The following is a 15,286-nucleotide window of genomic DNA, read 5'->3' as shown; positions in this document are numbered from 1 at the left end:
GGTATCCGTTCCTTAGACGTTGCGGTTTAACCAGGCCATATATTCAGACACGCCCTGTGCCACTGTTTTAAAAGGCTTGTCGTAGCCTGCCTCACGCAGTTTCGTCAGATCAGCCTGGGTATAAGCCTGATAACGGCCTTTCAGTTTTTCCGGGAAAGGAATGTATTCAATTTCACCTTTCTGATGGAAATTAAGCACGGCGTCCGCAACTTCCTGGAACGATTCGGCGCGGCCTGTGCCGCAGTTATAAATCCCGGAAATGCCGTTCTCCCAGCACCACAGATTGACTGACACAACATCATCAACATGAATAAAATCGCGTTTAAAGCTGTCGCTGCCCTCGAACAGTTTTGGATTTTCGTCATTACTGATCTGCGTATTCAGATGGAAGGCAACGCTCGCCATACTGCCTTTGTGGCCTTCGCGCGGTCCGTAAACGTTGAAGTAACGGAAACCACAGACTGGTGACGTTGCTTCTGGCAGAATCTGGCGTACATAGTGGTCAAACAGCATTTTTGAGTAGCCGTAAACGTTTAGCGGCTGCTCGTACTGACGCTCTTCGATGAAATTCTCATTGCGTCCACCATAGGTGGCTGCCGAAGAGGCATACAGAAAGGGGATTTCACGCTCAAGGCAAAAGTGCAGCAGGTCTTTTGAGTACTGATAGTTATTATCCATCATGTACTTACCATCCCACTCCGTTGTGGCTGAGCAGGCACCTTCATGGAACACCGCTTCAATCGGACCCAGATCTTCACCCGACATGATGTAGGTTAAGAACTCTTCTTTATCCATGTAATCTGTGATGTCCAGATCGGCAAGATTCACGAACTTGGTGCCATCTTTCAGATTATCTACGACCAGAATATCTGTATGGCCACGATCGTTCAGCGTCTTAACGATATTGCTGCCGATCATACCTGCGCCACCGGTTACGATAATCATATTGCTACCTTTAACGTTTTGTGGTGAAACGGGACGTCTCACGCGTAATGTCACCATCATAACATTTCATCCCGCCACAGACAGCCAGATGACTCCATAAGGTCAGGACCCAAAATGCCTGTGACGTGAACTGTGCTACATAATTCACATTATTTTGGTCGATTAGGCGTTAAAAGGCGATATGTTCAGTCGTATTTGCCCCTTCCTACCTTTTCAGGAGTGTAATAATGTCAGCGCATTTTTATCAGCATGTTCGTCAGCAACTGGCTATCGCCCAGCAAGAAGGGCTGTTCAAAAAAGAACGTATTATCACTTCCGCGCAGCAGGCTGAAATCGACGTTGGGCATCATCACGCTGTCATTAATTTCTGTGCAAATAATTACCTTGGGCTGGCTAACCATCCTGCTTTGATTCAGGCCGCGAAAGAGGGAATGGATTCGCACGGTTTTGGGATGGCATCGGTGCGCTTTATCTGTGGTACGCAGGATAAGCACAAACAACTGGAAAGAAAACTGGCTGATTTTCTGGGTATGGAAGACGCCATACTTTACTCCTCCTGCTTCGATGCGAATGGCGGATTATTTGAAACACTGCTGGGGGCTGAGGATGCCATCATTTCTGACGCACTTAATCACGCGTCGATTATTGATGGTGTGCGTCTGTGTAAAGCACAACGCTACCGTTACGCCAATAATGACATGACCGAGTTACGTGCCCGCCTGCAGGAAGCCAAAGATAACGGCGCAAAGACCATCATGATTGCAACCGATGGCGTCTTCTCTATGGATGGCGTAATTGCCAATCTGAAAGGCATTTGCGATTTGGCAGACGAATACTCTGCCCTGGTCATGGTCGATGATTCCCATGCGGTGGGTTTTGTGGGAAAGGCAGGGCGGGGAACGCATGAGTATTGTGATGTCATGGGGCGGGTAGACATCATCACCGGCACCCTGGGTAAGGCGCTGGGGGGGGCTTCCGGTGGCTATACGGCAGCCAAAACCGAGGTTATAGAATGGCTACGTCAGCGTTCAAGACCTTATCTGTTCTCTAATTCACTGGCACCCGCAATCGTGGCTGCCTCATTGCGCGTTCTGGATCTGTTAAGCGAAGGCGACGGACTGCGTCAGCGCCTCTGGGAAAACGCACGCCTGTTCCGCGAAAAAATGACGGCAGCGGGCTTTACGCTGGCGGGGGCCGATCACGCCATCATTCCAGTCATGCTGGGCGAAGCCAGCGTAGCGCAGGCGTTTGCACATCTGCTTCAGCAGGAGGGGATTTATGTGACCGGATTTTTCTATCCGGTAGTGCCAAAAGGTCAGGCACGTATTCGCACACAAATTTCAGCCGCGCACAGCCAGCAGCAGCTCGATACCGCTGTGGCCGCTTTCACGCGGATTGGTAAGCAACTTGGCGTGATCGCCTGAGGACAGACCATGAAAGCACTTGCGAAACTGAAAAAAGAGCAGGGTATCTGGATGGTTAACGATGCGCCCATGCCGGAGCCTGGCCACAACGATTTGCTGATTAAAATCCGCAAAACCGCGATCTGCGGCACCGATGTACATATTTACAACTGGGACGACTGGTCCCGTAAAACGATCCCCGTGCCCATGATTGTTGGCCATGAATATGTAGGCGAAGTGGTGGCTGTGGGGCAGGAAGTGAAAGGGTTTCAGATTGGCGATCGCGTTTCGGGTGAAGGTCACATTACCTGCGGGCACTGCCGTAACTGCCGGGCAGGGCGGACACATTTGTGCCGCAATACGCAAGGTGTGGGTGTCAACCGGCAGGGATGCTTTGCTGAATATCTGGTGATCCCTGCCTTTAATGCCTTCAAAATGCCCGACAATATTTCAGACGAACTGGCGTCGATTTTTGACCCGTTTGGCAACGCAGTTCATACCGCTTTGTCCTTCGATCTGGTGGGAGAAGACGTTCTGATCTCTGGGGCAGGGCCGATTGGAATCATGGCGGCGGCGGTATGTCGTCATGTGGGTGCACGAAATGTCGTCATCACAGACATTAATGATTATCGCCTTGAACTGGCCCGTAAAATGGGCGTGACCTGTGCGGTCAACGTGGCGAAACATGACTTGCGTGAGGTCATGCATACGCTCGACATGCGAGAGGGCTTTGACGTGGGCTTAGAAATGTCGGGCGCACCGCCTGCTTTTCGGACCCTGCTTGACGTCATGAATCACGGCGGTCGTATCGCCTTACTGGGCATTCCGCCCGGTGAAATGGCCATCGACTGGAATCAGGTGATTTTTAAAGGGCTGTTTATTAAGGGCATTTACGGGCGGGAGATGTTTGAAACCTGGTACAAGATGGCCGCACTGATACAGTCAGGTCTGGATCTCACCCCGATCATTACACATCGCTACGATATAGATGACTTTCAGCGAGGTTTTGATGATATGCGGTCGGGGCAATCAGGAAAGGTGATTTTGAGCTGGACGTAATGTTGCCCTTTGTTTTTTTAACGTTGACGCTCAGCATCGGGTTTAAGGCCGATGCTGAGTGTGTCAGAAAAGTGCATTAATACGGCGATACAGCGGGCTCTCAGCGATGCTCTCACCAATCACGCCCAGTGCGCGTGTAGCAGGCACAGGTGACAGTGGTTGCTTCACTTTACATTCGCCTGGCGGCTGGAAGCCTTGCACTGGTTTATTGCGCGGCAGGGTTTTTGCCGGCGAAGCACTGCCGTTACGCAGCGGCTCATTTAATAACTGACCCGGTGTCACCAGCGTAATATCCGCAGCCAAAGTGGGCAGCATTTGTTGCAACACGCGCACAGTGTTCGGGTGAGGGTGACCAATCGCAATCGCATAGCCATCCCGCTCGGCCAGTTTCACTGCCCGACTAAATTGCTGACGGATGGCGTTGATGTCCTGGCTGTCGTCCAGAAAGACCCTGCGCTTTAGCACTCTGACATGCGTGCCCTGGGCGGCGGGTACAGACTGGCTGTTGCCAATCGTCATGCTGTCAAGGAAGTACAGATTGTACTGGTTAAGGGCCTGCATGACTTTTTGCATACCCGGCAGACTGGACGTCATTTTGCTGCCCATATGGTTATTCAGCCCCACCGCATAAGGCACGTTATTTACTGCACTGCGGATGATGCGATCAATCTCGGCGCTGCTCATCTCGGGCGTTAACGTGTTTTTTTCAAGGGGTTGCTTACTGAGAGGGGCCATGGGCAGATGAATCAGGACTTCGTGTCCGCCCTGATGCGCTTTGATTGCCATTTGACGTGCATAGGGCGCATCGGGGAGGACGGCAACCGATATCGCCTGCGGCATCTGCAACACTTTATTCTCTTCTGTAGGCCGGTAGCCGACATCATCAATAACAATGGCGAGCTTACCGGCCTGGGCTGCGAAACTGAGCAGCAATCCACTCAGCAGCGCAACCAGGGTCTTTCGCTGACGTAACACTTATTTTCCTAACCACGGAAGTGGATTAACCGCTTTACCCTGACGCCGGATTTCAAAGTAGAGCGAAGGTGTACCACGGCCACCGCTGGTGCCGACCAGGGCAATAGGCTGACCTGCTTTTACCTGAGCGCCGACGCTGACCAGTGCGCTTTGGTTGTAACCATAGAGGCTCATATCCCCTTTGCCATGTTCAATCACGACGACGAGGCCATAACCCTGTAACCAGTCAGCCATCAACACGCGACCATCGGCAATGGCTTTAACTTCTGTGCCCTCAGGCGCGTTAATGACCAGCCCTTTCCAGCGTAATTCGCCCTGAAGCTCCTCACCGAAGCGATGCTCAATCCGTCCTCTTACTGGCCAGATGTCCTGACCATTTGGCCGCCCAAGCCCGCCTGTGCGCGCCATCAGTTCGCGTTCACTCTGGGTTGGCTGATAGCTGGAGCCTTTCGCTTTTGCCTGCACCTGACGCTGGCGGACTTTTTCAGCCTCACGCGCTTCCCGTGCGGCGCGTTCACGCGCTTCTCGCTCGGCACGGGCAATTTTGTCTTGCAGGCGGCTTTCGTTCTGCCGCATCTCGACCAAATCAGCCTGATCTTTCTGCAGCGCACTTTCCAGAGAGGTTAGCGTTTTTTTGCGGGCGGCACTGGCTTGCTGAAGTTTGTCTTGCTGTGCTTGCTGCTGAGTTAACAACGATTTTTGCTGCTGCTGTTTTTGTTCCAGCGATGCGCGCTGTTGAGCCAGTTCCTTGCGGGTAGTTTGCAGGGCGGTGATATTTTCCTGACGTGCCGTGTTCAGGTAACCAAAGTAGGCCAGGATGCGCTCGCTGCGCTGACTTTCTTCACCACCTAACAGCAGTTGCAGGCCCTTGTGCTGGCCCTGACGAAAAGCGGCATCCAGTTGCTCTGCCAGCAGTTTTTCCTGCTGAGCCTGTTGTTTCTCAAGGTGGGCAACGGAGGCGGTGACCTGCGCGATGTCATTGTTTAAGGCGGACAGACTATTGCGCGTTTCACGCAACTGCCGGCTGGCCTGCGCAATGATTTTTTCCTGACTTTGCAGCTGATTAAGCAACTGGCTGCGCTGGGCTTTTTGCGCCTTAACGCTTTTTTCTTTTTCAGCAATTTCCTGCTGAATGGATTTCAGTTGCGCTTTGTTATCATCAGCGGCCAGCCCGGGTAAGGGCAATGACAACAGGCCCGCATAAAGCAGGCTAAAAGACAGAACGGACAAGCGTGTAAACAGCGGCACGGTAACGCCGTTGTGACGGGTCCATGTTGGCAGAGCAGGTGTCTTTCCCTTCATAGGTCGATGATTATTCCACGATGAACAGTTGCTTACCAGCATTGCCGACCGGCTTTTGCTTCCCTAAACGTGACCATTTTCATCAGTACAAGGCATAAGCGTCACGACATTTTTGCCATTCGGTGAATTTTTTTGGAAAATGACGCACAAATTATCACTCTGCCCGCTTAGCGTCTGTACATGCGAAGTGGCGCAGGTATACTCAGAAGCCTTGTTTTAGCTTATTAGCCCGGTCTGGAGTCGTTACCCCTCATGCAAGAAATTATGCAGTTTGCAAGCAATCACCCCATCCTGAGTCTGGCATGGGTCGTTTTACTTATACTGGTGATTGTGACCACCGTTAAAGGGATGTTCTCTAAAGTAAAAACGATCAGTCGAGGCGAAGCAACCCGACTTATTAACAAAGAGGATGCGGTGGTGGTAGACGTGCGTTCGCGCGACGATTACCGCAAGGGGCATATTTCGGGCGCGGTCAACGTCGCTGCAGCTGATATCAAGAAAGGCAGTTTTGGCGAGCTGGAAAAGCATAAAACACAGCCCATAATTGTGGTATGCGCTACCGGGCAGAGCGCGGCCGATCCTGCTGCACATCTGAGCGCGGCAGGTTTCAATCAGGTGAGCGTGCTCAAAGACGGTATTAGCGGTTGGAGCGGCGAAAATCTGCCGTTAGTTCGCGGTAAATAACCATCCTGAGGTCCCTATGGCAAACGTTGAGATTTATACCAAACCAACCTGTCCGTATTGTCATCGCGCAAAAGCGCTGCTGAATGAGAAAGGCGCGGCGTTCCAGGAGATCCCCATTGATGGGGACATGGCAAAACGTGAAGAGATGATTAAGCGCAGCGGCCGCACGACAGTGCCTCAGATCTTTATTGATGGCCAGCATATTGGTGGCTGCGACGATTTGATGGCACTTAACGATCGTCAGGGTTTAGATCCGTTACTTCAGGCGTAGTTTTACGCCAGACATTTTAACTTACAGGACTTAGTCACATGTCAGAACATAACACTAACGAAATGCAATTCCAGATTCAGCGCGTTTACACGAAGGATATTTCTTTTGAAGCGCCCAATGCGCCGCAGGTGTTTCAGAAAGAGTGGGAGCCAGACGTTAAGCTGGATCTGGATACTGCCTCTTCGCAGCTGGCTGATGAAGTGTATGAAGTGGTGCTGCGTGTGACCGTTACGGCAACCGTTGGCGAAGATACCGCTTTCCTGTGTGAAGTTCAGCAGGCAGGTATTTTCACCATCGGTGGCATTGAAGGTACCCAGATGGCGCATTGCCTTGGCGCTTACTGCCCAAATATCCTGTTCCCTTATGCCCGCGAATGCATCACCAGCCTGGTTTCACGTGGTACCTTCCCGCAGCTTAACCTTGCGCCAGTGAACTTTGATGCGCTGTTTATGAATTATCTGCAGCAGCAGCAAGGCGAAGAAGCGCAACATCAGGATGCCTGATGACCACTCACGCTTCGATTAGCGTCATCGGTGCCGGTTCATACGGCACCGCTTTGGCGATTACGCTGGCCCGCAATGGCCACCCGGTGCTGCTGTGGGGGCACAATCCTGCCCATATGGCACAACTTCAGTCCGACCGCTGCAACCGTGCTTTCCTGCCAGATGTAACGTTTCCCGATAATCTGACTGTTGAACCTGACCTGAATACCGTTATAGCCGCCAGCCGCGATTTGTTGGTTGTTGTACCGAGTCATGTTTTCGGCGATGTGCTGACGCAGATAAAGCCCGGTTTACGTGATGACTCACGCATCGTCTGGGCAACGAAAGGACTGGAGAAGGAAACGGGTCGTCTGCTGCAGGATGTTGCCCGCGACATTTTGGGCGAAACGATTCCACTGGCCGTCATCTCCGGCCCCACTTTTGCAAAAGAACTGGCAGCGGGTTTACCAACAGCGATTGCGCTGGCGGCTACTGACGCGCAGTTCGCAGACGATTTACAACAGCGACTGCACTGCGGCAAAAGCTTTCGCGTCTATAACAATCCCGATTTTATTGGGGTTCAACTGGGCGGCGCGGTGAAAAACGTCATTGCTATCGGTGCTGGCATGTCTGATGGCATCGGCTTTGGTGCGAATGCACGCACGGCGTTAATTACGCGCGGGCTGGCCGAGATGAGTCGTCTGGGTGCGGCATTAGGCGCAGATGCCACAACATTTATGGGCATGGCCGGTTTGGGTGATCTGGTGCTGACCTGTACTGATAACCAATCGCGCAATCGCCGTTTTGGCATGATGCTCGGGCAGGGTGAAGATGTCGATAGCGCACAACGCATTATCGGACAAGTTGTAGAAGGCTACAGAAATACCAAAGAAGTCAAAGCGCTGGCTGCACGCACAGGGGTTGAAATGCCTATCATCGAACAGATTTATCAGGTGCTCTATTGCGGAAAACCGGCACGAGATGCAGCATTAAGCCTGCTGGGGCGTTCACGGAAGGACGAAAACAGCACAAACTAAAGCAGGAAGCCAAGCGTCATCACCTGTAGCGCCGGTCAAGGCGCTTTTTTTATCGGGAGAAAACAGCATGTCGTCTGATGAGTTAGAACTGGTCTGGAACAACATTAAGGCAGAAGCACGCGCGCTGGCAGACTGCGAGCCAATGCTGGCCAGCTTTTATCATGCGACATTGCTTAAGCATGAGAATCTGGGCAGCGCCCTGAGCTATATGCTGGCCAATAAGCTGGCGAATCCAATCATGCCTGCTATTGCGATTCGTGAAGTTGTCGAAGAGGCCTACCGAAAAGATCCCTCAATGATTGCTTCCGCTGCCTGCGATATTCAGGCCGTACGCCAGCGCGATCCTGCGGTTGATAAATATTCGACGCCGCTGCTGTATCTGAAAGGTTTTCATGCGCTCCAGGCCCATCGTATCGGGCACTGGCTTTGGAATGAAGGCCGACGCGCTTTAGCCGTTTACCTGCAAAATGAAGTGTCCGTTTCCTTTGCTGTGGACATTCATCCGGCCGCAAAAATTGGACACGGGATCATGCTGGATCACGCTACAGGTATTGTGATCGGTGAAACGGCCGTCGTGGAAAACGATGTGTCCATCCTGCAGTCGGTGACGCTCGGCGGGACCGGTAAAACCAGCGGCGACCGTCATCCGAAAATTCGCGAAGGCGTCATGATTGGCGCAGGTGCAAAAATTCTGGGCAATATTGAAGTTGGTCGCGGTGCCAAGATTGGTGCTGGCTCTGTTGTGCTGCAACCCATTCCGCCTCACACCACCGCCGCTGGCGTGCCTGCGCGCATCGTTGGCAAGCCCGGCAGTGAAAAGCCGTCCATGGATATGGACCAGCATTTCAGCGGCAATGGCGCAGGTTTTCAGTTTGGTGACGGAATTTAGGACTTAATCAACGCGCCAGCGTAGTCGAGTTGGCGCCAGGCTTCGTATACCACCACGGATACCGCATTTGATAAATTCATACTGCGGCTTTCCGCCCGCATGGGAATCCGTATTTTTTGCTCTGCAGGCAGCGTCTGTAGCACCTCTGCGGGCAAGCCCCGACTCTCTGGACCAAACAGCAGATAATCTCCCTGCTGCCAGGCGACGGCACTGTGCGCGGGCGTCCCCTTCGTTGTCAACGCAAACAGCCGCGCAGGTTGCTCGGTCATCATGAACGCCTGAAAATCAGCATGGAACTTAATGGCGGTGAACTCGTGGTAATCCAGTCCCGCGCGACGAAGGCGCTTGTCGTCCCAGGCAAAACCCAGCGGTTCGATAAGGTGAAGCTGGAAGCCGGTATTGGCGCACAGGCGAATAATATTACCTGTATTGGGTGGAATTTCTGGTTCAAAGAGTACTATGTTAAGCATAAGGCCCCCGGTAACGAGGGCCGAAGCATAGCAAATTATTGTCTGCCAGAGGAGTAAAGTGGCAGCCAGATTGTCAGACGCAGACCACCCAGTGGGCTGTCATCTGCTTTTACCCAGCCACGGTGCTGCTGAATGGCCGTTTCCACAATGGCCAGCCCCAGGCCGGTGCCGCCGGACTCTCGGTCGCGCGCCTCGTCAGTGCGGTAAAACGGTCGGAATATCTGCTCACGGTCTTCCGGGCTCACGCCGGGACCATCGTCGTCAACGTGAACGGTAATGCCTGAAATATCAACGGAAAAACTGACGCTGATATGGGTATGAGAGTAGCGCAACGCATTCCGCACGATATTCTCCAGCGCACTTTCAAGCGCATGGGGGTTACCATACAAAGGCCATGGCCCCGGAGGATAAGGGATCTCCAGTGTCTTACCCATTTGTTCCGCTTCAAATCGGGCGTCTTCCAGCACGCCGTTCCACAGCTGATTTGCCTTCATGGCCTCGCTGACCAGCGCGTTCTTATGCTGGGTCCTCGACAGCACCAGTAGGTCATTAATCATGCCATCGAGGCGTTGTGCTTCCGTCTCTATACGTTCCAGCTCTTTGCCTTCACCATGACGGCGGCGCAGCAGGGCGGTCGCCAGCTGTAATCGCGTTAATGGCGTGCGTAATTCGTGGCTGATATCAGACAGTAAGCGCTGCTGACCGTTCATCATCCGTTCCAGCGCACTGACCATCTGGTTAAAGCTGGAACCTGCCGCCAGAAATTCCTGTGGGCCTGATTCCAGTTCAGGATGCTGGCGCAGATTACCGCTGGCGACTTCGTCCGCGGCATATTTAAGTTTCCGTGCAGGACGCGCCAGGCTCCATGCCAGCCACAACAGAAGCGGTGAGCTAATCAGCATGGTAACAATGAGCAGCAGCAAAGGGCGATCAAACAACAGATTAATAAAATCCAGCTGAGAGCTGCTGGCGGGGCGGATCAGATACAGCTGATAGTTATCCTCTCCATCCCGGACGGCGAAAGGACCTACCATCTCTACCCGGCCATATTTCTTCTTCTGTGGGTGATCAGCGTTATCTGACTGACCGATGAAGTTACGAATGACCTGCATTTCATTATGCTGTGCGCCGATGACCCGGCCTTCACTGGTGACCAGGAGTAAACGTTGGCCGGGTGGAGCCCACTTCTCAATAGCGCGAAATAAGCGCCGCCACCACATCAAATCATTAGGCGGATCGCGTGACAGCTCGGCTTCAACGTGCTGCTCGATCATTGTGCCCTGGCGCTGCTCGCTTTCCAGCAGCGCCGTCATCTGGCGTGAATCAAGCTTGGGTACCATGAGCACCAGCATCAATACCAGTGCCAGCGTCAGCCAGAAAATAGCAAAGATGCGGGTAGTCAAACTGCCTATCATGATGCCGAAACCATCAAATAACCGCGGCCACGTAAGGTCTTGAACCACGGATGCCCATCGCGACGTTCAGGGAGTTTACGGCGCAGGTTCGAGATGTGCATATCGATGGCACGGTCAAAAGGCGTCAGGCGTTTACCCAGCACCTCCTGGCTAAGATGCTCGCGCGAGACAACCTGACCTAAATGCTGAGCCAAAAGGTACAACAGGGTGAATTCTGTGCCGGTGAGATCCAGCGTTTCGTTATCGAAACTGGCTTCCTGACGGCCCGGGTTCAGGCGCAGGCAGTCCACTTCCAGCGTAGGTGAGCTGTTATCGTGCTGCTGCTGTTGTTCGCTCCAGTTCGAACGGCGCAGGATAGCGCGTATGCGCGCAACCAGCTCCCGATCGTTAAAGGGCTTAGGCAGATAGTCATCGGCGCCCAGCTCAAGGCCCAGCACACGATCAAGCTCGCTTCCGCGGGCGGTAAGCATAATCACAGGTGTTTGATACTGCTGGCGTAATTCTTTCAGAGTGTCGATACCGTTTTTCTTGGGCATCATGACATCCAGTAAAAGCAAATCAATTGAGTTATCGAGCAGATTCAGTGCTTGCTCACCATCGCTGGCAACCACCACTTCAAACCCTTCCATTTCTAACAGTTCTTTTAAAAGCGAAGTCAATTCGCGGTCATCATCTACCAACAGGATTTTATTCATTTTTGTAGCCCTCCGCAGGCAAAATAGCGTGTTCCTATGATACCAATCCATCGCTTTACGTACTTTTACACCCCCTGACGGATGTTTGCAGCTATCGCCGTACACTGGCTACCGTTGAATCGCAAAACAGAACGAACTGGAGTAAACGATGCGCAAATTAACCGCCGTCGTTCTTGCCTCAGCGATGGTTCTCAGTCACGCCAGCGCAGGAGCAGCAGAGTCGATGGTGCTTGACGAGGTGCATCACGGCGGATTTACGACAGGCAGTATGACGCAAAATTCGCAAAGTCACATGTTCGACGGCATTGAGTTGACGGAACATCAACGACAACAAATGCGTGACCTTATGCAGCAAGCCCGACATGACCGTCCGGCAACGAATATTGATGATATCGCAGCCATGCACGATTTGGTGACGGCAGATAAATTTAACGAAGCGGCCATACGTGATAAGGCAGAGGCCCTCGCCAAAGTTCAGGTTGAACAGCAAGTTGAGATGGCGAGAGTGCGTAATCAGATGTACCACCTGTTAACGCCCGAGCAGCAGGCCGCGTTACAGAAGAATTATGAGCAGCGCCTGAATGCCATGCGTAAGCTCTCAAGTTTGCAGCCAGCTTCGACGCTGCAACCCGTAAGTCGTACCAGTAGTAACCAGTAGTAACCAGTAGTAACCAGTAGTAACCAGTAGTAAATAGTATCCCTGTTTTCCTTGCCATAGACACATCCCTGTCTTCCCCCTCATGATGAGGGGGTTTTTTTTATCTGATTTTCGCCATTATTTACTGTAGTTTTACAGTGCGCGAAAAAATGATCTGGACGATTGAATGGCAACGTTTTTTTATTTTTCTTACGCACGCTTTCCTGTCTGTTATTACTGTCTTGCCGATCTGTTTTACAGGTCGTGAGTTATTTCCAATCGATTGATAAATATAAAGATTACATTAATTTATTTATGCATTTTCCTTGCTTTTCAAGGGGCTGTAAATATCCCGCTCCGCTTGCACCTCATCCGGCCTCGCCTACACTTATATTGTCTCAGCAAGGAAGCCGATGCACTTCTGAAATTAACGGAGAGCAGCAACCACATCATGTAGTCCGAATTAATCTATTAATGGAGTAAATTATGGCAGAGCATCGTGGTGGTTCAGGTAATTTCGCAGACAACCCGCAAAAAGCCTCTGAAGCCGGTAAAAAAGGCGGAAAGAGCAGCGGCAACGGCGGCGGCGGTAATTTCAAAAATAACCCCGAAAAAGCCTCCGAAGCGGGCAAGAAAGGCGGCAAAAAATAATTTTGCTGAGCACTGAACCAAATCTGCACGTTGATTTGGCGCTTACTTAGGTAAGCAATCCTTCGCCCCATCGTTACCCGATGGGGCGAAGTCGTATTATCTCTTCCCATCTTATCCCTCATCACGCTGTCCGAACGGTATCAGTCGGGCGCATCGCCTGCGTCAGTGTTAAACTTAGCCCTTCTCTGCTGTTATTTTACCTCTTCAGTCATGATGTTCATGGAGTGTGGCATGCAGGCTTCGTATGGAAAGTGGGTTAAATCTGCGGCGATTGCGGCGACGCTGCTGGCGACAACCTTGTTAATTATCAAGATTTTTGCCTGGTGGTATACCGGATCGGTTAGCCTGCTGGCTGCCATGGTTGATTCGCTGGTGGACATTGCCGCTTCCCTGACAAACCTGCTGGTGGTGCGCTATTCCCTTCAGCCCGCTGACGCCGATCACACCTTTGGCCACGGTAAAGCGGAATCGCTGGCCGCCCTGGCGCAAAGCATGTTCATTTCAGGTTCGGCACTTTTCCTCTTTCTGACGGGTATTCAGCATCTCGCTTCCCCGAATGAACTGCGATCGCCCGGTATGGGCATTATCGTGACGGTGCTGGCTCTCATTTCGACATTACTGCTGGTGGCTTTCCAGCGCTGGGTCGTACGAAAAACACGCAGTCAGGCGATTCGGGCCGATATGCTGCATTATCAATCCGATGTTTTCATGAACGGGGCAATTTTGGTCGCGCTGGTGTTAACCAGCTACGGATTCGCTCGCGCCGATGCGCTGTTTGCGCTGGGCATTGGCGTGTATATTCTCGTCAGCGCACTTCGGATGGGCTATGAAGCCGTTCAGTCCCTGTTGGACAGAGCCTTACCCGATGAAGAACGACAACATATTATTGCGATTTCATCAAACTGGCCCGGTGTGCAAGGCGTTCATGATGTGCGGACGCGTCAGTCTGGCCCGACGAAATTTATTCAGCTTCACGTAGAGCTGGAAGATCAATTACCGTTAGTGCAGGCACACCGAATCGCCGATCAGGTTGAAAAAGCATTACGCGAAGCCTTTCCCGGGTCGGACGTCATTATTCATCAGGATCCCTGTTCTGTGGTACCGTCAGAGAAACAGGATGCATTCAATTTCTGACGCACAGGAAAGACGTTAGAAAGATGAAAATGACATGCAGCTAACATTGCTAAAAAAATTAGTGAAAAGTTGTCTGACCTGAATCAATTCAGCATCAGGCCTTTGATATACTATCTGCCATCATATGTCGCGCTTACCACATCAGTGTTCATCAGCGTTGCACAGGCCGGATTAACCCTTAGTTTTGAACAATCCAGAGGTTGTCATGATCAAAAAAATTGGTGTACTGACCAGCGGCGGTGACGCCCCAGGCATGAACGCAGCCATTCGCGGTGTAGTTCGCTCCGCATTAAGCGAAGGGCTGGAAGTTTTTGGTATCTATGACGGCTATCAGGGTTTATATGAAGATCGCATGATCAACCTCGACCGCTACAGTGTGTCAGATATGATCAATCGCGGCGGCACGTTCCTGGGTTCTGCACGTTTTCCTGAGTTTCGTAATGATGATGTCCGCCAGGTAGCAATCGAGAACCTGAAAAAGCGGGGCATTGATGCCTTAGTAGTGATCGGTGGCGACGGTTCGTATATGGGTGCCAAGCGGCTCACCGAAATGGGCTTTCCGTGTATCGGTCTGCCAGGCACGATTGACAACGACGTGGCCGGGACAGATTACACCATCGGCTACTTTACGGCGCTGGAAACGGTCGTCGAAGCCATTGACCGCCTGCGTGATACGTCGTCATCGCATCAGCGCATCTCGATTGTTGAAGTCATGGGCCGTTACTGTGGCGATCTGACGCTGGCTGCGGCTATTGCCGGGGGATGTGAATTTATCGTGTTACCTGAGATTCCTTACACTCGTGAGGAGCTGGTGGCAGAGATTAAAGCCGGTATTGCGAAAGGTAAAAAGCACGCGATCGTAGCTATTACGGAGCACATCTGTGATATCGACGACCTGGCGCGTTTCATCGAAACAGAAACCAAACGCGAAACGCGTGCCACGGTACTTGGTCACATTCAGCGCGGCGGCGCGCCCTGCGCTTATGACCGCATTCTTGCGTCGCGCATGGGTGCCTATTCGATTGAGTTGCTGATGCAGGGCTACGGTGGCCGGTGTGTAGGTATCCAGAATGACAAGATGGTCCATCACGATATCATTGATGCCATTGAAAATATGAAACGTCCATTTAAGCGTGACTGGATGGATACGGCTAAGCAGCTGTACTAAGTATTACCGGGCATGCTTAACGGCATGCCCTTATGCCTTCCTCATATTCCCCAAAGTTATAACCGCTTA

The 15,286-nt window shown here is 52.0% G+C and carries 17 protein-coding genes; 11 read left to right on the top strand and 6 right to left on the bottom strand.

The features are described from left to right. Positions 1-12 precede the first annotated feature (12 nt). Positions 13-945, bottom strand: a complete 933-nt coding sequence (gene rfaD / locus C1N64_RS02560) for an ADP-glyceromanno-heptose 6-epimerase (protein ID WP_033738074.1) — start codon at positions 943-945, stop codon at positions 13-15. Positions 946-1,172: 227 nt separating this feature from the next. Between rfaD and C1N64_RS02555 the strand changes: the two genes are divergently transcribed. Beyond that, positions 1,173-2,369: a glycine C-acetyltransferase gene (locus tag C1N64_RS02555; protein ID WP_394515220.1), complete on the top strand. Its 1,197-nt coding sequence runs from the start codon at positions 1,173-1,175 to the stop codon at positions 2,367-2,369. A 9-nt stretch (positions 2,370-2,378) separates the two neighbouring features. Continuing rightward, positions 2,379-3,407 (top strand): L-threonine 3-dehydrogenase, encoded by a 1,029-nt coding sequence (gene tdh / locus C1N64_RS02550; RefSeq protein ID WP_394515219.1) that lies wholly within the window; start codon positions 2,379-2,381, stop codon positions 3,405-3,407. 63 nt (positions 3,408-3,470) lie between these two features. Here the strand turns inward: tdh and C1N64_RS02545 are convergent, their stop codons facing one another. Both C1N64_RS02545 and envC read right to left on the bottom strand, forming a co-directional pair. Next, positions 3,471-4,382 (bottom strand): divergent polysaccharide deacetylase family protein, encoded by a 912-nt coding sequence (locus C1N64_RS02545; RefSeq protein WP_394515218.1) that lies wholly within the window; start codon positions 4,380-4,382, stop codon positions 3,471-3,473. Further along, complete coding sequence (gene envC, locus C1N64_RS02540; RefSeq protein WP_033738084.1) at positions 4,383-5,684, bottom strand: murein hydrolase activator EnvC; 1,302 nt, start codon at positions 5,682-5,684, stop codon at positions 4,383-4,385. 252 nt (positions 5,685-5,936) lie between these two features. Here envC and C1N64_RS02535 point away from each other — a divergent pair, with 252 nt between their 5' ends. The 5 genes from C1N64_RS02535 to cysE all read left to right on the top strand — a co-directional run bounded on the left by C1N64_RS02535 (position 5,937) and on the right by cysE (position 9,047). Next, a complete protein-coding gene (locus tag C1N64_RS02535) occupies positions 5,937-6,368 on the top strand; it encodes a rhodanese-like domain-containing protein (RefSeq protein ID WP_006121275.1) in 432 nt (143 codons plus the stop codon). Positions 6,369-6,384: 16 nt separating this feature from the next. Continuing rightward, positions 6,385-6,639 (top strand): glutaredoxin 3, encoded by a 255-nt coding sequence (grxC, locus tag C1N64_RS02530; protein ID WP_033738087.1) that lies wholly within the window; start codon positions 6,385-6,387, stop codon positions 6,637-6,639. 38 nt (positions 6,640-6,677) lie between these two features. Next, positions 6,678-7,142 (top strand): protein-export chaperone SecB, encoded by a 465-nt coding sequence (secB, locus tag C1N64_RS02525; RefSeq protein WP_006121277.1) that lies wholly within the window; start codon positions 6,678-6,680, stop codon positions 7,140-7,142. Further along, complete coding sequence (gpsA, locus tag C1N64_RS02520; protein ID WP_394515217.1) at positions 7,142-8,158, top strand: NAD(P)H-dependent glycerol-3-phosphate dehydrogenase; 1,017 nt, start codon at positions 7,142-7,144, stop codon at positions 8,156-8,158. Before secB ends, gpsA begins: the two co-directional genes overlap by 1 nt. A 67-nt stretch (positions 8,159-8,225) precedes the next feature. Then, entirely contained in the window at positions 8,226-9,047 is an 822-nt protein-coding gene (cysE, locus tag C1N64_RS02515) for a serine O-acetyltransferase (RefSeq protein WP_006121280.1), read from the top strand. Here the strand turns inward: cysE and trmL are convergent. From trmL to cpxR, 3 genes are read right to left on the bottom strand one after another with little or no spacing between them, the layout of a single operon-like run. Continuing rightward, positions 9,044-9,517: a tRNA (uridine(34)/cytosine(34)/5-carboxymethylaminomethyluridine(34)-2'-O)-methyltransferase TrmL gene (gene trmL, locus C1N64_RS02510; RefSeq protein WP_054632878.1), complete on the bottom strand. Its 474-nt coding sequence runs from the start codon at positions 9,515-9,517 to the stop codon at positions 9,044-9,046. The genes cysE and trmL overlap by 4 nt on opposite strands. Before the next feature lie 35 nt (positions 9,518-9,552). Then, the gene (cpxA, locus tag C1N64_RS02505; protein ID WP_006121282.1) at positions 9,553-10,932 is read right to left on the bottom strand and encodes an envelope stress sensor histidine kinase CpxA; all 1,380 of its coding nucleotides are present in this window, start codon (positions 10,930-10,932) and stop codon (positions 9,553-9,555) included. Then, positions 10,929-11,627, bottom strand: coding sequence for an envelope stress response regulator transcription factor CpxR (cpxR, locus tag C1N64_RS02500; RefSeq protein WP_006121283.1), 699 nt, complete (start codon positions 11,625-11,627; stop codon positions 10,929-10,931). The genes cpxA and cpxR overlap by 4 nt, the downstream gene beginning before the upstream one ends. A gap of 148 nt (positions 11,628-11,775) precedes the next feature. Here cpxR and cpxP point away from each other — a divergent pair, with 148 nt between their 5' ends. The 4 genes from cpxP to pfkA all read left to right on the top strand — a co-directional run bounded on the left by cpxP (position 11,776) and on the right by pfkA (position 15,217). Then, positions 11,776-12,285: a cell-envelope stress modulator CpxP gene (gene cpxP / locus C1N64_RS02495; RefSeq protein ID WP_054632879.1), complete on the top strand. Its 510-nt coding sequence runs from the start codon at positions 11,776-11,778 to the stop codon at positions 12,283-12,285. Between the two features lie 465 nt (positions 12,286-12,750). Beyond that, positions 12,751-12,915: a KGG domain-containing protein gene (locus tag C1N64_RS02490; protein WP_028723167.1), complete on the top strand. Its 165-nt coding sequence runs from the start codon at positions 12,751-12,753 to the stop codon at positions 12,913-12,915. Between the two features lie 231 nt (positions 12,916-13,146). Next, positions 13,147-14,049, top strand: coding sequence for a CDF family cation-efflux transporter FieF (gene fieF, locus C1N64_RS02485; RefSeq protein ID WP_006121287.1), 903 nt, complete (start codon positions 13,147-13,149; stop codon positions 14,047-14,049). Positions 14,050-14,254: 205 nt separating this feature from the next. Continuing rightward, on the top strand, positions 14,255-15,217 hold the full coding sequence (pfkA, locus tag C1N64_RS02480; RefSeq protein ID WP_006121288.1) for a 6-phosphofructokinase: 963 nt from the start codon (positions 14,255-14,257) through the stop codon (positions 15,215-15,217). Positions 15,218-15,286 lie beyond the last annotated feature (69 nt).

The organism is Pantoea sp. SGAir0215 (genome assembly GCF_043543215.1).
This window is presented reverse-complemented; position numbering and strand designations above follow the sequence as displayed.

Bases quoted from the DNA above. Each gene is read 5' to 3' on its own strand.
- envC (WP_033738084.1), bottom strand. From the start codon at position 5,684: ATGAAGGGAAAGACACCTGCTCTGCCAACATGGACCCGTCACAACGGC.
- C1N64_RS02535 (WP_006121275.1), top strand. From the start codon at position 5,937: ATGCAAGAAATTATGCAGTTTGCAAGCAATCACCCCATCCTGAGTCTG.
- tdh (WP_394515219.1), top strand. From the start codon at position 2,379: ATGAAAGCACTTGCGAAACTGAAAAAAGAGCAGGGTATCTGGATGGTT.
- gpsA (WP_394515217.1), top strand. From the start codon at position 7,142: ATGACCACTCACGCTTCGATTAGCGTCATCGGTGCCGGTTCATACGGC.
- secB (WP_006121277.1), top strand. From the start codon at position 6,678: ATGTCAGAACATAACACTAACGAAATGCAATTCCAGATTCAGCGCGTT.
- C1N64_RS02490 (WP_028723167.1), top strand. From the start codon at position 12,751: ATGGCAGAGCATCGTGGTGGTTCAGGTAATTTCGCAGACAACCCGCAA.
- cysE (WP_006121280.1), top strand. From the start codon at position 8,226: ATGTCGTCTGATGAGTTAGAACTGGTCTGGAACAACATTAAGGCAGAA.
- trmL (WP_054632878.1), bottom strand. From the start codon at position 9,517: ATGCTTAACATAGTACTCTTTGAACCAGAAATTCCACCCAATACAGGT.
- fieF (WP_006121287.1), top strand. From the start codon at position 13,147: ATGCAGGCTTCGTATGGAAAGTGGGTTAAATCTGCGGCGATTGCGGCG.
- C1N64_RS02555 (WP_394515220.1), top strand. From the start codon at position 1,173: ATGTCAGCGCATTTTTATCAGCATGTTCGTCAGCAACTGGCTATCGCC.
- rfaD (WP_033738074.1), bottom strand. From the start codon at position 945: ATGATTATCGTAACCGGTGGCGCAGGTATGATCGGCAGCAATATCGTT.
- cpxA (WP_006121282.1), bottom strand. From the start codon at position 10,932: ATGATAGGCAGTTTGACTACCCGCATCTTTGCTATTTTCTGGCTGACG.
- pfkA (WP_006121288.1), top strand. From the start codon at position 14,255: ATGATCAAAAAAATTGGTGTACTGACCAGCGGCGGTGACGCCCCAGGC.
- cpxR (WP_006121283.1), bottom strand. From the start codon at position 11,627: ATGAATAAAATCCTGTTGGTAGATGATGACCGCGAATTGACTTCGCTT.
- cpxP (WP_054632879.1), top strand. From the start codon at position 11,776: ATGCGCAAATTAACCGCCGTCGTTCTTGCCTCAGCGATGGTTCTCAGT.
- grxC (WP_033738087.1), top strand. From the start codon at position 6,385: ATGGCAAACGTTGAGATTTATACCAAACCAACCTGTCCGTATTGTCAT.